Annotated in this window: 11 protein-coding genes; 5 read left to right on the top strand and 6 right to left on the bottom strand. The window is 57.4% G+C overall.

Features of this window, described 5'->3' with window-relative positions; genetic code table 11:
• On the bottom strand, positions 1-841 hold an 841-nt coding region (locus HA48_RS16170; protein ID WP_128602242.1), incomplete at its 3' end, for a DMT family transporter.
• Between the two features lie 178 nt (positions 842-1,019).
• Here HA48_RS16170 and HA48_RS16165 point away from each other — a divergent pair.
• On the top strand, positions 1,020-1,739 hold the full coding sequence (locus HA48_RS16165) for a glutamine amidotransferase (protein WP_128602241.1): 720 nt from the start codon (positions 1,020-1,022) through the stop codon (positions 1,737-1,739).
• On the opposite strand, the gene HA48_RS16160 is transcribed toward HA48_RS16165, so the two are convergent.
• Positions 1,727-2,290 (bottom strand): class I SAM-dependent methyltransferase, encoded by a 564-nt coding sequence (locus HA48_RS16160; RefSeq protein WP_128602240.1) that lies wholly within the window; start codon positions 2,288-2,290, stop codon positions 1,727-1,729. The two genes, HA48_RS16165 and HA48_RS16160, sit on opposite strands and share 13 nt — an antisense overlap.
• Positions 2,291-2,604: 314 nt before the next feature.
• On the opposite strand from HA48_RS16160, the gene exaC reads away from it, so the two are divergent.
• Together exaC and HA48_RS22215 are read left to right on the top strand one after the other, a co-directional pair.
• Positions 2,605-4,125 (top strand): acetaldehyde dehydrogenase ExaC, encoded by a 1,521-nt coding sequence (gene exaC, locus HA48_RS16155; protein ID WP_128602239.1) that lies wholly within the window; start codon positions 2,605-2,607, stop codon positions 4,123-4,125.
• A 168-nt stretch (positions 4,126-4,293) separates the two neighbouring features.
• On the top strand, positions 4,294-4,464 hold the full coding sequence (locus HA48_RS22215; RefSeq protein ID WP_167377159.1) for a hypothetical protein: 171 nt from the start codon (positions 4,294-4,296) through the stop codon (positions 4,462-4,464).
• A 60-nt stretch (positions 4,465-4,524) separates the two neighbouring features.
• On the opposite strand, the gene fumA is transcribed toward HA48_RS22215, so the two are convergent.
• On the bottom strand, positions 4,525-6,168 hold the full coding sequence (gene fumA / locus HA48_RS16150; protein WP_128602238.1) for a class I fumarate hydratase FumA: 1,644 nt from the start codon (positions 6,166-6,168) through the stop codon (positions 4,525-4,527).
• 165 nt (positions 6,169-6,333) lie between these two features.
• Positions 6,334-7,845: an anion permease gene (locus HA48_RS16145; protein ID WP_128602237.1), complete on the bottom strand. Its 1,512-nt coding sequence runs from the start codon at positions 7,843-7,845 to the stop codon at positions 6,334-6,336.
• A 603-nt stretch (positions 7,846-8,448) separates the two neighbouring features.
• On the opposite strand from HA48_RS16145, the gene HA48_RS16140 reads away from it, so the two are divergent.
• The gene (locus HA48_RS16140) at positions 8,449-11,229 is read left to right on the top strand and encodes a flavocytochrome c (RefSeq protein WP_128602236.1); all 2,781 of its coding nucleotides are present in this window, start codon (positions 8,449-8,451) and stop codon (positions 11,227-11,229) included.
• Positions 11,230-11,282: 53 nt separating this feature from the next.
• Positions 11,283-12,245 carry an FAD:protein FMN transferase gene (locus tag HA48_RS16135; protein WP_128602235.1) on the top strand — a complete coding sequence of 321 codons (963 nt, stop codon included), beginning with the start codon at positions 11,283-11,285 and terminating at the stop codon, positions 12,243-12,245.
• Here HA48_RS16135 and dcuR read toward each other — a convergent pair.
• Entirely contained in the window at positions 12,239-12,958 is a 720-nt protein-coding gene (dcuR, locus tag HA48_RS16130) for a two-component system response regulator DcuR (protein ID WP_128602234.1), read from the bottom strand. The genes HA48_RS16135 and dcuR overlap by 7 nt on opposite strands.
• Positions 12,955-14,586 carry a sensor histidine kinase gene (locus tag HA48_RS16125; protein ID WP_128602233.1) on the bottom strand — a complete coding sequence of 544 codons (1,632 nt, stop codon included), beginning with the start codon at positions 14,584-14,586 and terminating at the stop codon, positions 12,955-12,957. Before HA48_RS16125 ends, dcuR begins: the two co-directional genes overlap by 4 nt.
• Between the last annotated feature and the right edge of the window lie 72 nt (positions 14,587-14,658).

The following is a 14,658-nucleotide window of genomic DNA, read 5'->3' as shown; positions in this document are numbered from 1 at the left end:
TGCGCAGGTTGATCACCGCAATCGCCGTGCCCAATACCACCAGCGACGCGCCGACTATTTTAAAGCTGTTCATGCTATCACCCAGTACCAGCACGCCCATCAGCACCGCCAGCACCGGGGTCAGCAGCGAGTAGGGCATGATCAGATTGACGTTGTACTTTTTAAGCAGCGCATACCACAGCGTGTAGGCCACAACCGAGGAGGCCAGCGCGCTGTAGAGGATGCCAAACCAGCCGCGCCAGCCGGCGTGGCTCAGGGCATAAAACTGGTGTGACTCGGTCAGCCACGAGGCCACGCCGACAATCGGCACCGCCAGAAAAGAGATCCAGCCGGTTAGCGTAAGCGGTTTAATCGGCGGAGACTTTTTAACAATCATATTGCTTACCGCCCAGCCAGTGGCGCTGCACAGCAGGATACACAGCACCCACCAGGCAGGAATGGTCGGGCTGCCGGAGAGCACGGCCACACCGCTCAGGGAGATGGCGATACCGATCAGCTGTACCAGCCGCAGTTTCTCCTTCAGCACCACCATGGCCAGCAGCATGGCAATCGGCGTGCCCAGCTGCACCACAATGGCGCCGGTGCCGGCATCGGTATAACGCATGCCCACAAACAGCAGGGAGAAGTGCATAAAGCCAAAGGTGAACGCCAGCGTCAGCAGCCAGGGTAGCTGCTGACGCGTAATGCGGCAGAATGGCACCAGCACAATTGCCACCACCACAAAGCGCATCCAGGTAAGAAACAGCGGCGGAAGTTCGAGTAAGCCCCACTTAACCGCCACGTTGTTAAAGGCCCAGATGGAAACCACCATCAGCACCAGAAAGAAATGCCGCACCGCCACGCTGTTATCCTTCACGCAAAGAGTGTTATCACCGCCTAATGATGGCACGAAGCACGGGCATCAGGCCGATTATTTTTCGCCTGCGAAGTACCTTATGCAGGAAAATACCAGGACAGGGCGCACATTTGCTGTCAGAGTGGATGTCCGAAACACGTTCATTCAGAGGACCGTATTCGGTATGACACAAACCTGCGCACTTCCCCTTGCCCTGATTCAACTGGAAATCCCGCCGCCCGCCGTGGTGGCAAAAATTGGCGAACAGCCCGCGTGGTTTATTGATGCGCTGCAGCTGCAGCCGGCTGACTACGTGATTGTGCGTCCGCATCTTGGCGAAGCACTGCCGGCATTTGATCGCGTGAGCGGCGCGATCCTCAGTGGTTCCTGGGCGATGGTAACCGACCACGCCGAGTGGAGCGAACGCACCGCCGCATGGATTCGCGCAGCGCTGGAGGCCGCGCTGCCGCTGCTGGGCGTCTGTTATGGCCATCAGCTGATGGCCTATGCGCTGGGTGGCGAGGTAGCGGATAACCCGAACGGCTGGGAGCGTGGCCTGAAGACGCTAACCCGCAACGGGCAGGGCGATCCCTGGCTGGCACACCTGCCTGATACCTTCTCCGCCTGGCTTTCGCATCGCCAGTCGGTGCTGGTGCCGCCGCGTCATGCTCAGGTGCTGGCACACTCTGCCCAGGAGGGTTGCCAGATTCTGCGCTACAGCGCGCAGGCGATCTCCGTGCAGTTCCATCCGGAGTTCACCCCTCACATCATGTCTGCCTGTTTACCGGCAGAGACAGGGGATACGGGCGAGCAGATCGCGGGTGACGACTGGGCGCGTGAACTGCTGCGGCGCTTCTGGCTGCAGACGCGACCACAGTCGCGCGCCCGGGCTCAGGGCGCGTAGTGGCGGGTGCAGCGGTAGACCCATGCCGGCGGAACGTTTTTTAGCACCCGCTGGCGTTGCCAGGTGAAGTAGCGTGACAAATCGGGCTGGGTCAGCGACGTGTACTGAAACTGTATGAACAGGCCACGCGGGCCCAGCACGTCATGCACGGCGCTGAGGATAGCCGCGCGCGTGCTGGCAGGCAGCGACAGCAGCGGCAGGCCCGAGAAGATCACATCGTACTCGCCGGAGAGATATTCGGCCGAGCAGGCGCGCACCTGCATGCGCGTATCACGCCACTGCCGTAAACCTGCCGCCATCTCCGGGCTGATCTCAAACGCATCAAGCTGTGCCTGCGGTGCCATGTTCGCCAGAATGTGCCGGGTCAGTACGCCATCGCCCGCGCCCAGTTCAGCAATGCGCAGCGCACGATCCCAGTCGGCAGCTTCGCACATGGTGCGGCACAACGCATCCGAAGAGGGCGTGATGCTGCCCATTTTGCGCGGGTTGCGGATAAATTGCTGAACAAAGTTCGCTTTATTGCGCATTAAGGTCAGGGCTGAAGCCAGCATCGAAGTCTCCTGTTCAGTGGTCTGCCTGATATTGACCACAGAAATCGCCCATGTTTCGCCTTTCGCCGCGCTGGCGGGCAAACTCAGAATTTTCTGTGCGTTTCCCGCTGCGTATGAATGTGCCCCTGGAGTCGGTCATATCGCTTCCCCGGGGGCGCCCGGCATGGCGATCTGGTTTGCCCTCTCCACGCGTATTTTCCTTCGGTGCGGTCACAGTTTCCCGCTGTGCGATCTGACAGGCTGACGATGATCACGCAATGTTAATTACAGGTTTAATACTTGTTAATTCCACGCTATCCGTCAGGAGAAATACCATGCGTTATGCCGCTCCGGGAGAACAAGGTTCTCTGATCACTCTGCAATCGCGTTATGGCAATTTTATCAACGGCGAATTTGTCGCGCCGGTAAACGGTAACTACTTCGTTAATACCACGCCCATTAACGGCTCGACCATTGGCGAGTTCCCGCGCTCCGATAAGCAGGATATCGATAATGCGGTAGCCGCAGCCAGTAAGGCTGCGGATGCGTGGGGAAAAACGTCGCCGCAGGCGCGTTCACTGCTGCTGCTGAAAATTGCCGACCGGCTGGAAGAGAATCTGGAATACATCGCAGTAAATGAAACCTGGGACAACGGCAAACCGGTGCGCGAGACGCTGGCTGCGGATCTGCCGCTGGCGGTTGACCACTTCCGCTACTTTGCCGGCTGCGTGCGTGCGCAGGAGGGGTCGGCGGCAGAGATCGATGAGTTTACTGCTGCCTACCATTTTCATGAGCCGCTGGGCGTGGTCGGGCAGATCATCCCGTGGAACTTCCCACTGCTGATGGCCGCGTGGAAACTGGCGCCAGCGCTGGGCGCGGGCAACTGCGTTGTCCTTAAACCGGCCGAGCAGACACCGCTCTCCATCACGCTGTTTGTTGAGCTGATCAGGGATCTGGTGCCGCCGGGCGTGATTAACGTGGTTCACGGCTACGGCAAAGAGGCGGGCGAAGCGCTGGCTTCGCATCCGGGCATCGCTAAAATCGCCTTTACCGGTTCTACGGCAACCGGCGGGCATATCCTTGAGCTGGCAGCGAAAAGCCTGATTCCGTCCACCGTCGAGCTGGGTGGCAAATCCCCCAATATCTTTTTCGAAGATATCATGCAGGCCGAAGAGAGCTTCATTGAGAAAGCGGCCGAAGGCGTGGTGCTTGGCTTCCTCAACCAGGGTGAAGTCTGCACCTGTCCGTCACGCGCGCTGGTGCAGGAGTCGATCTTTGAGCCCTTCATGGCCGCCGTGATGAAGCGGATTAAAACCATCAAGCGCGGCGATCCGCTGGATACCGAAACCATGATTGGCGCGCAGGCGTCGCAGCAGCAGTTCGATAAGATCCTCTCTTATCTGGAGATCGCACAGCGTGAGGGTGCTGAAGTGCTGCACGGCGGCGGCGTAGAGAAGATCGGCGAAGCGTTTGACAGCGGTTACTACATCCAGCCAACGCTGCTGAAAGGTGACAACAGCATGCGCGTCTTCCAGGAGGAGATCTTTGGCCCGGTGGTGGGTGTGCTGACATTCAAAGATGAAGCGGAAGCGCTGGCGATCGCCAATGACTCGATCTACGGCCTGGGTGCCGGCGTCTGGACGCGTGATATCAACCGGGCGTACCGCATGGGGCGCGCCATCAAAGCGGGACGCGTCTGGACCAACTGCTATCACCTCTATCCGGCGCACGCGGCGTTTGGCGGCTATAAAAAATCCGGTATCGGCCGCGAGACCCACAAAATGATGCTCGATCACTATCAGCAAACTAAAAATCTGCTGGTGAGCTACAGCACGCAGCCGCTCGGTTTCTTCTGATTATGCGGGCAGCGGCGCAATCCGCTGCTATCTTCATCAGAATGTCATTTTTGCCTGACACAGTGCCGCCAGTACCAAAGCAGAATTTTCCGCTGTTTTTAAGCCGATTCTTGCCGATATTAAGTGATGAGAGTCCGTAAAGTGACGCACCGTTTTTAAGGAGAAAACATGAACACGCTGTATGACTATCAGGAGCAGCACGACGAGGTGCTGGATGCGGTGGAGCAAAATATCATTACCGTCAATCTGCCGGGGCGTCAGGCCATCTACGTGATCGGCCAGAACGATGACGACGTTGACCTCCTGCTGGATGTGCACAGCCGCTGCATTCAGGCGTAACGCGGCAGGCAATAAAAAACGCTCCCGGGGAGCGTTTTAACGTGGCCGGTGCCGTCGTGACTACTTCACGCAGGCCGCACACTGGTTGTGAATCTGCTGGAAGAAGTCATTGCCTTTGTCATCCACCAGGATAAATGCCGGGAAGTTTTCCACCTCAATTTTCCAGATCGCTTCCATTCCCAGCTCAGCATACTCCACGCACTCCAGGCTCTTAATACTCTGCTGCGCCAGCACCGCGGCCGGACCGCCAATGCTGCCAAGATAAAAACCGCCGTGCTTGTGGCAGGCATCGGTCACCTGCTTGCTGCGGTTGCCTTTTGCCAGCATCACCATGCTGCCGCCGTTGGCCTGCAGCAGATCGACGTAGGAGTCCATGCGTCCCGCCGTGGTCGGGCCGAGCGAGCCGGACGCGTAACCCTCTGGCGTTTTGGCCGGGCCGGCGTAGTACACCGGGTGATCTTTAATGTACTGCGGCAGCCCTTCACCGTTGTCGATGCGCTCTTTCAGCTTCGCATGCGCAATATCACGCGCCACGATAATGGTGCCGTTGAGCGACAGGCGGGTTGCCACCGGATAAGAGGAGAGCTGCGCAAGGATCTCGCTCATCGGGCGATTCAGATCAACGCTCACTACCTCACCTTCACCCTGCTGACGCAGCGCTTCCGGAATGTAGCGGCCTGGATTGTCTTCCAGCTTCTCGATCCAGATCCCTTCGCGGTTGATTTTCGCTTTGATGTTGCGATCGGCAGAGCAGGATACACCCATGCCAACCGGGCAGGAGGCGCCGTGACGCGGCAGGCGCACCACGCGAATATCGTGGGCGAAGTATTTACCGCCAAACTGCGCGCCCAGGCCCAGCTTTTGCGACGCTTCCAGCAGCTCCTGCTCCAGCTGCACATCACGGAACGCCTGACCGTGCTCGTTACCTTCGGTTGGCAGCGAATCGTAATAGTGGGTCGAGGCAAGCTTCACGGTTTTCAGCGTACTCTCGGCTGAGGTACCGCCAATGACGAAGGCGATATGGTACGGCGGGCAGGCCGCGGTGCCCAGCGACATCATTTTGTCGACCAGATAATTTTTCAGTTTCGCCGGGGTGATCAGCGCTTTGGTTTCCTGATACAGGTAGGTTTTGTTGGCGGAGCCGCCACCCTTGGCAATGCACAGGAACTTGTATTCGTCGCCATCCACGCTGTAGAGATCGATCTGCGCCGGCAGGTTGGTACCGGTGTTAACCTCTTTATACATATCCAGCGGGGCGTTCTGCGAGTAGCGCAGGTTATCTTCGATAAAGGTGTTATAGACGCCCTGTGACAGCGCGGCTTCGTCGCCACCGCCGGTCCATACGCGCTGGCCTTTTTTACCCATGATGATGGCGGTGCCGGTATCCTGGCAGGTTGGCAGCACGCCTTTGGCGGCGATCTCCGAGTTACGCAGGAACTGCAGCGCGACATATTTATCGTTCTGGCTGGCTTCGTCATCGGCCAGAATCGACGCCACCTGCTGCTGATGCGCAGCGCGCAGCATGAACGAAGCGTCGTGGAAGGCCTGCTGCGCCAGCAGCGTCAGCGCTTTAGGGTCAACCTTTAGCACCTCTTCGCCATCAAAGTTCGCCACGGAAACGTGTTCGCGGCTTAGCAGGTAGTACTCGGTATCATCTTTGGCGAGAGGAAAGGGGTTCTGGTAGAAGAAGGGTTTGTTCGACATGTTGGCTCACTTAGCTTCGTGTTGCCCGCCAGCACGACGGGCAGCAAATTAGGCGATCTGTTATTCGATTTTTCTCTCGCCAGCCCTCTGCAAGAGCTGACTGGCGAGCATCATATCACTTTCATGGCCGTGCGCGGCTCCGTTTTTAACATCGGAGCAACATCATCAGAACATCATCACCATCCACGGATAGGCGATAACCATCAGCGCAATCAGGAAGAAGCCGCCGAAGATCGTGCCGAGACGCCAGTAATCTTTGGTTGGCAGATAGCCGCTGCCGTAGTAAATCGGACTTGGGCCGGTGCCGTACGGGGTGATAATGCCCATGACGCCCAGTGAGGTACACATCATCAGGCAGAACACAGGCATGTTGATGCCCGGGATGGAGGCGGCAATGGTCAGCATGGCGGGCAACAGCGCCGTAGTGTGCGCCGTGGTGCTGGCAAACAGGTAGTGCAGCAGGTAGAAGGCCACCAGCAACACCACCGCAGAGACTTGCGGGTCATAGCCCTGCAGCAGCAGCGCACCCTCTTTACCCAACCAGGCGATAAAGCCCACGCGTGCCAGACCATCCGCCAGCGCCACTAAGGTGGCGAACCAGGCAAAGGTGTTCCATGCCGCTTTGTTGTTGGTGATATCGCTCCAGTTCAGCACGCCAGTCCACAGCATCAGCACGATAACCAGCAGGGCAGCCATGGCCGGTTCAATCCAGGCGGTGGCGAAGATCCACATCATCAGCGCGGCGACCACGAACACCAGCAGCAGGATCTCATTGCGTGACAGCGGGCCCAGCTTCTCCAGCTCCGCTTTTGCCCAGCGCGGTACTTCATCGTTCACTTTCACTTCAGGCGGATAGAGCCAGTAAGCCAGCAGCGGCATGGTCAAAATCAGCAGCAGGCCCAGCGGCAGGAAGGCGAGGAACCACATGCCCCATGAGATATCAAAGCCCACCACGCTTTTGACCAGCGCCAGCGCCAGCAGGTTAGGGGCCAGCGCCGAAAGGAACATTGAGCTGGTGATACAGGCCGCCGTAATGGCCACCCACATCAGGTAAGAACCGATTTTACGCGCGCTGGGATCGTTAGGCTTAGAGCCGTAGAGCGGCGGCAGGTTGGCGATAATCGGGTAGATGGTACCGCCGCTGCGTGCAGTGTTGGAGGGCGTAAACGGCGCCAGCAGCAGGTCAGCGAAGGTGATGGCGTAGCCCAGCGTCAGGCTGCGGCGACCCAGATACTTCACCAGGATCAGCGCCAGACGGCGGCCAAACTGCGTCTTATCGTAGCCAGCCGCGAACATAAAGGCGCCGAAGATCAGCCACACGGTGGAGTTACCGAAGCCGCTTACCGCCCATTTGAAGGCTTGTCCTGCGGTTTTAAATTTCGGATCGGCCAGCTCTGCCGGGCTAAACAGCACCCACTGGCTGAACAGCGCGATCACCACCACGCCGGTCAGGCCGATAACCGCACCCGGTAAGGGTTCGAAAATCAGACCGACAATAACCCCGACAAAGATGGCGAAGAAGTGCCACGCGTAAGGTTCCAGCCCGGCAGGGGTAGGTACCAGTAGCAGCAGCACAGCCACGATAATCGGCAGGCACAACATCATCAGGCGGTTCTTTTTCCCCGGTGCGGCGGGTGGCGCCTTCAGGGGTTCACTCTGGGTTGTTTGTGTATTCATAGTTTTGGTCTGCAAGTTGTGGAGAATGCGATTTATCGCCCCGGTTGCTGCTGGTTTTGAGTAACGAAACAGAATGAGCAGAGTTGCCGTGACTATTTAATATGCCTTTCAGATGAATCTTTGATTTGCAAATTCGTTACGCGAATTATCAAATGAATGACGCTATGATGCGATTAATTAAAATATCTATTTTGATCTGGATCAATAAAAATTGTGCGGGATTTTTTGTTTTAACCTTTTGCGCCTTAATAAACGAACCATAAGGGGTGAATTAAGCAGTAAAAGTGAACATCAGGCGCATAATTAAGCAATAGCAGGCAGTTGTGCTGTTTTTATGTCGTTGAAATTAATGATAATTTATCAAATGTAAGGAAAAAGTTGATTTTTGTCAAGTCTTGGTTAAAACTTAGCGGAGCGACAATTTCGTCCATGTGTAATAAATACTACTTTCATGCCTGAAACTTATATAACTAACAACTTAGGTTATGTAACTAAATTAAATGGTATATTTACAGCATGAAGTCGGACCACTCCAATAATTAAAAACGACGCCGATCAGCCAAAGAATTGATTATCAATTTCTACATTCCGGAGTTACCCATTATGAATACGCTCACCCCGATTCTTAACCCGTTAACGCTCCCGAAAGGTGCTGTCCTTAAAAACCGTCTGGTGATGGCGCCGATGACCACCTGCACCGGTTATTATGATGGCGGTGTCACCAGCGACCTTGTCGAATATTACCGGGTGCGCGCGGGCAGTATCGGTACGGTGATTGTTGAGTGTGCCTTCGTTGATAACCGTGGCCCGGCGTTCCCTGGCGCGATTGCCATCGACAGTGACAACAAGATCCCCGGCCTGGCACGCATTGCCCACGCGATCAAATCGCAGGGGTCGAAAGCCATTCTGCAGATCTACCACGGCGGCCGTATGGTAGAACCGTCGCTGATTGGCGGGAAAACGCCGATTGCGCCCAGCGCCATCGCCGCGCCGCGTGAAGGCGCCACCACTCCGCAGGCGATGACCGCGGAAGAGGTGGATGTCATGATCACTAAATTCGGTGATGCGGTGAACCGTGCCATCAAAGCCGGCTTCGACGGTGTAGAGATCCACGGTGCAAATACCTACCTGATTCAGCAGTTCTACTCACCCAACTCCAACCAGCGCGACGATAAGTGGGGCGGCAGCCGCGAAAACCGCGCACGCTTCCCGCTGGAGGTGCTGGAGATTACCCACAACATGGCCGATCGCTTTGCGGCAGCGGATTTCATTATTGGCTACCGCTTCTCGCCGGAAGAGCTGGAAGTGCCGGGCATCCGTTGGGATGACACGCTCTGGCTGCTGGAGAAGCTGGCGGCGCGCGGTCTTGATTACGTCCACTTCTCTGTTGGCCAGCTGCTACGCCCGTCAATTGTGGATACGCAGGACCCGACGCCGCTGATCACGAAATATCTGGCGCAGCGCTCTGCTCAGCTGGCGAAGGTACCGGTCATTGGCGTCGGCGGCGTAGTGAATAAAGAGGATGCTGAACTGGCGCTGGCCTCAGGTTTTGACCTGGTGGCGGTGGGCAAAGCCTGTATCGCCTATCCGGACTGGGCCGATCGCATCATTAATAATGAGCGCATGGAGCTGTATATCGACAGCACCAAACGCGAAGCCCTGACCATTCCGGAGCCGCTGTGGCGCTTCTCGCTGGTGGACGCGATGATCCGTGACGTCAGTGATGGTCACCGTAAGTACAAAGCCGGGGTTTATCAGGCCAAAGTTGAAGCCGAAGCGCTGAAGCTGAAAATCAACGTTACGCTCGATACCGACCGTATTACCGATATCTCGCTGGTACCGGACCCGAACCTTGACGTCGATTTCACCAGCACCTTCGAGAGCCTGCGCGAACGTATTTTGGTGGCAAACAGCCCGCACGTGGATGCCATTACCGGTGCCACCACACAGAGTGAGGCGCTGAAAAAAGCGGTCTCACGTGCGCTGACCACCTCAAGCAAAGAGTATGTGATTGAAGAGGGCGGTAATCCGAATGCACCGGTCAACTACGATGTGGTGGTGATCGGTACCGGCGGTGCCGGGCTGGCCGCAGCGATTCAGGCGCACGATGACGGCGCGCGCGTGGTAATCATCGAAAAAATGCCGACCATTGGCGGCAACACCATCAAAGCGTCAGTGGGCATGAACGCGGCAGAGACCCGTTATCAGAAGCTGAAAGGGATTGAAGACAGCAAAGAGCTGTTCTACGAAGAGACGCTCAAGGGCGGTAAATTCAAAAACAACCCGGTTCTGCTGCGTGAGTTTGTTGAGCAGGCACCGGAAGCCATTGAGTGGCTGGCGGCTAAACAGATCGAACTGAGCGATATCACCATTACCGGCGGCATGAGCATTGACCGTACCCACCGTCCGGAAGATCGCTCAGCGGTCGGTGGCTTCCTGATCAGCGGCCTGGTGAAGAACATTAACCAGCGCGAAATCGAAGTGCTGCTGGAGACCTCTGTCTCAGAGATTCTGTTTGAGAATGGCGCCGTGACCGGCGTAAAAGTGGTGGATGAGTACAACGACAGCCGCATCCTGAATGCGAAGAGTGTGATTGTGGCGACCGGCGGCTTCAGTGCTAACCGCGAGATGGTCGTGAAGTACCGTCCGGAGCTGGATGGCTTCGTCACCACGAACCACAAAGGGGCAACCGGCAGCGGTATTGGCATGCTGCAGAAAATTGGCGCAGATACCGTCGATATGGGCGAGATCCAGATTCACCCAACGGTAGAGCAGACCACCTCGTATCTGATCTCCGAAGCGATGCGTGGCGGCGGGGCGATCCTCGTCAGCCAGGCGGGCCAGCGTTTCTATAATGAGATGGAAACCCGCGACAAAGTCTCTGCTGAGATCATCGCGCTGCCGGAGAAAAGTGCGTGGATCATCTTTGACGAGCAGGTGCGGGCCAACAACAAAGCAGCGGACGAGTACATCGCCAAAGGCTTTGTGATCAGCGCACCGACGCCGCACGAGCTGGCAGTGAAACTCAACATGGATCAGGAAGCGCTGCAAACCACGCTTGGCCGTTACAATGAATTCGTGATTAACCAGAATGACGAAGACTTTGGTCGCAAAACCGCGCTGCGTCATCCGCTTAATCAGGGGCCCTATTTCGCTATCCGCATCGCCCCGGGCGTGCATCACACCATGGGCGGCGTCACCATCAACACCGACACCGCAGTGCTGGATGCGCAGAAGCAGGTGATTCCCGGTGCCTGGGCGGCCGGTGAAGTGGTCGGCGGTATCCACGGTGCTAACCGTATCGGCGGTAACGCCGTGGCCGATATCATCATCTTTGGTATCAAAGCTGGCCGGAATGCCGCTAAACTGGCACTGGGCAACTAAGCTGTTACGCTGCCTGCTTACCGGCAGGCAGCGTTTTTCTCACGAGGCGACTCATGTCCGACGCTGGCGTCTATAGCTACTCTGCCGTCCTGATGGGTTCGCCCATTCTGCTCAAACTCTTCGAAGACAATCCCACGCTCGCCCGCCAGGTATTCAGCCTGATCAAACAGCAGGAGAATCTGTTCACCGTTAACCGCGCCGCATCGGAAGTGATGGCGATCAACCACGCTGCCGGTCGCCATCCGGTGGTGGTCAGCGAAGCGGTCTGGCGTCTGATCAGCGTGGCGCATGCGGTGAGCATCCTGCCGGACAGTACCTTTAACTTTGCCATCGGGCCCGTAGTGAAACGCTGGAAGATTGGCTTTCAGGGGCGCAGCGTGCCGCCTGCTGCGGAGATCGCTGCGCTGCTCCGCCTTACCGATCCGCATCAGGTGGTGCTGGATGATGCGCAGCGCTCGGTGTTTCTGCAGCAGCCTGGCATGGAGATCGATCTCGGCGCCATCGCCAAAGGCTATATTGCTGACGTGGTGCAGGCCTTTTTGCGCCAGCAGGGCGTAACGCAGGCGCTGATTAACCTGGGCGGTAACGTGCAGACGCTGGGCAGCCCGCCGCACGAACCGCAGGGCTGGGGCATCGGCCTGAAAAAACCGTTTGGCCGCGAGGATGAACTGCTAGGAGTGCTGCAGGTGCAGGGCAAATCGGTGGTGACGTCCGGTATCTATGAGCGCTATTTTGAGCTGGACGGCCGCTGCTGGCACCACATTTTTGATCCGCGCAGCGGCTATCCGCTGGATAACGAGCTGCTCAGCGTCACGGTAATTGCCGATCGCTCGCTGGATGGTGATATCTACACCACGCTGCTCTACGGCATGGGCGTTGAGCGGGGGCTGGCCTGGCTTGCCGACCAGGCCGATCTGGACGCGGTATTTGTCACCCGCGACCAGCAAATCATCTGCTCTGCACCGCGCCACTTCCGCTTTCAGCCACTGGATGCGGCCTGGTCACTGCGTTACTGACAGTACTGCTGCAGCAGGGAGCGATACTCCGGCTGCAGGCGATAGCGGTAGACCGGCCGCCCGGTTGCGCCGTAGTGAATGCTGGTGAACAGAATATTGATCTGCGCCAGCCAGATCAGGTATTTGCGGCAGGAGACGCGGGAGATATTCACCTCGGCTGCCAGCTCATCGGTGGAGAACTCGTGCCCCGGATGCGCGTCGATCCACTGGCACAGCGTGCGCAGGGTTTGCGGCGTCAGGCCTTTCGGTAACCGTTTATTGTCATGCTGCGTTGCCGGGCTGCCGTGCATCAGCAGGTCAAGATCCGCCTGCTGATAGTAGTGCTGATTATCCATCAGCGACTTCTTCTGCCGCCAGCCGGTCAGCGCCTCTTCAAAGCGCGGGAACTGGAACGGCTTAATCAGATAATCCACCACGCCATAGTGCAGCGAGGTTTTGATGTTCTCCGCATCCGCCGCTGACGAGATGATGATGACCTCCACCGGGCTCTGCGCTTTGCGCAGCGCGGGCAGCAGATCGAGACCGTTCTCCTGCTGCATGTAGATATCCAGCAGCAGCAGGTCGATCGGCGTGTCGCTGTTAAACAGGAACTCCTTCGCCTGCTGCAGCGTTGAGGCCGTGCCGACGCAGTTAAAACCCGGCACCTGGCCGATAAAACTGCGGTTCAGTTCGGCGACCATGGCATCATCATCGACCACTAACACGTTAATCATGCGGTTTGGTTTCCTCCATCCCACGGAAGTTGGACTAAAAATTGCGTAAACACGCCAGGTTCTGACTCCACGCTGACGCTGCCACCCAGATGCTCGGTTTGCTGTTTCAGCAGGAACAGCCCCACGCCGCGATTTTCGCCCTTGGTGGAGAAGCCCTTATCGAACACCGTGGCAAGGTGGTCTGGCATAATGCCCGGGCCATCATCGCTCACTTCGCAGGTCAGCCAGCCGTTCTGATAGTGCAGCATCACGTGAATTTCACCTTCGGTCTGCTCACTCATCGCATCCAGGGCGTTCTCCACCAGGTTGCCGACGATAGTAATCAGCGCCGCCATCTGCTGCTCATTACCGCTATCCGGCAGGTAGCTGGCATCGCTGATGGTGAGGCGATGGCCGCAGTCAGAGGCGCGATTGATCTTGCTGAGCAGGAAACCGGCAATCACCGGTGACTTAATCTTCTCCAGCAGGAAGCCGATCTCCGTCTGATAGTTGTTAGCGGTTTTTAAAATATAGGCTTCCACCTGCGCATAGTTCTTCATATGCAGCAGGCCAAGAATCACGTGCAGCTTGTTCATAAATTCGTGCGAGCGCTCACGCAGCGCATCCACATAGCTTACCATGCCCGTCAGGCGCTGCATCAGCTGACTGATCTCGGTTTTGTCCCTGAAGGTGCAGACCGCGCCGATAATACGCCCCTGGCTGCGCACCGGCACGGTGTTACTCAACAGCAGGCGACCATTGACGTTGAGCTCCTCATCCCGCCGGGCATGCCCACTGCGCAGCACCTCCTGCAGGTGGTGATTGATCACCGAGGCGTCATAAATGCGCTCTGCGCTCACGACGCTGCTGGCCATGTTATCGTTCAGCAGCTGCTGTGCGGCCTGGTTCACCAGCGTGACCTGGCCCTGCTCATCCATCGCCACCACGCCCTCTTTCACGGAGTTGAGAATCGCCTGGCGCTGCTCAAACAGGGTGGAGATCTCATAGGGCTCCAGGCCAAACAGAATGCGTTTCAGCACGCGCACCAGCACCAGCGTACCCACCGCACCGGCAAGGGTGCCGATCAGGATGGTCCATAAGATGCTCCAGCGGCTCTGGTTGATCTGATCGGTCACGGCATCAAGGGAAATACCGATCGACACCACGCCCAGCTGACGGCGCTGTGCGTCATAGATAGGGGTAAAGACGCGCAGGGCTTTGGCCAGTGAACCCTGATTGACCGAGACTACCTCGCTGCCGCGTAGCGCCGGCTCAATATCGGCACCAATAAAGTGCTTACCCACCAGCTCCGGGTTGCGGTGCGAATAACGTATGCCGTCCATATTGGTAATGCTGATAAACAACAGGTTGTTGCTGGCTTCAACCGCTTTGGCGATTGGCTGGAGATTTGCCTGTTCGGGCGGTAGCCGCAGCGCCTGCTGAATCTCCGGCGATTTAGCCAGCGTACGCGCTACCGCCATCGCTTTATCCTCCAGCTGGCTACGCGTGGAAGCGCCAATCTGGAAGAAATAGAACATATGCACACTCAGCAGCACCAGCACGATCACCGCGCTCAGCATCAGCGTCACCAGGGTGTTGAGCTTCATCGGCCGCCTGTGCGCCGTGGTTTCGGGCTGTGGAAAATTCATGATGGCGCTCTGAAAAGAGGAGGGGAGCTATTATGACGGATAATCGGGGGCGGGTCGCGGCAAAAACAGCAG

The organism is Pantoea wallisii (genome assembly GCF_002095485.1).
In the GTDB taxonomy this organism is placed as follows: domain Bacteria; phylum Pseudomonadota; class Gammaproteobacteria; order Enterobacterales; family Enterobacteriaceae; genus Pantoea; species Pantoea wallisii.
This window is presented reverse-complemented; position numbering and strand designations above follow the sequence as displayed.

What these genes read in the sequence shown, in the direction of transcription:
- HA48_RS16165 (WP_128602241.1), top strand. Translation starts at nt 1,020, where the DNA reads ATGACACAAACCTGCGCACTTCCCCTTGCCCTGATTCAACTGGAAATC.
- HA48_RS16160 (WP_128602240.1), bottom strand. Translation starts at nt 2,290, where the DNA reads ATGCTGGCTTCAGCCCTGACCTTAATGCGCAATAAAGCGAACTTTGTT.
- exaC (WP_128602239.1), top strand. Translation starts at nt 2,605, where the DNA reads ATGCGTTATGCCGCTCCGGGAGAACAAGGTTCTCTGATCACTCTGCAA.
- HA48_RS22215 (WP_167377159.1), top strand. Translation starts at nt 4,294, where the DNA reads ATGAACACGCTGTATGACTATCAGGAGCAGCACGACGAGGTGCTGGAT.
- fumA (WP_128602238.1), bottom strand. Translation starts at nt 6,168, where the DNA reads ATGTCGAACAAACCCTTCTTCTACCAGAACCCCTTTCCTCTCGCCAAA.
- HA48_RS16145 (WP_128602237.1), bottom strand. Translation starts at nt 7,845, where the DNA reads ATGAATACACAAACAACCCAGAGTGAACCCCTGAAGGCGCCACCCGCC.
- HA48_RS16140 (WP_128602236.1), top strand. Translation starts at nt 8,449, where the DNA reads ATGAATACGCTCACCCCGATTCTTAACCCGTTAACGCTCCCGAAAGGT.
- HA48_RS16135 (WP_128602235.1), top strand. Translation starts at nt 11,283, where the DNA reads ATGTCCGACGCTGGCGTCTATAGCTACTCTGCCGTCCTGATGGGTTCG.
- dcuR (WP_128602234.1), bottom strand. Translation starts at nt 12,958, where the DNA reads ATGATTAACGTGTTAGTGGTCGATGATGATGCCATGGTCGCCGAACTG.
- HA48_RS16125 (WP_128602233.1), bottom strand. Translation starts at nt 14,586, where the DNA reads ATGAATTTTCCACAGCCCGAAACCACGGCGCACAGGCGGCCGATGAAG.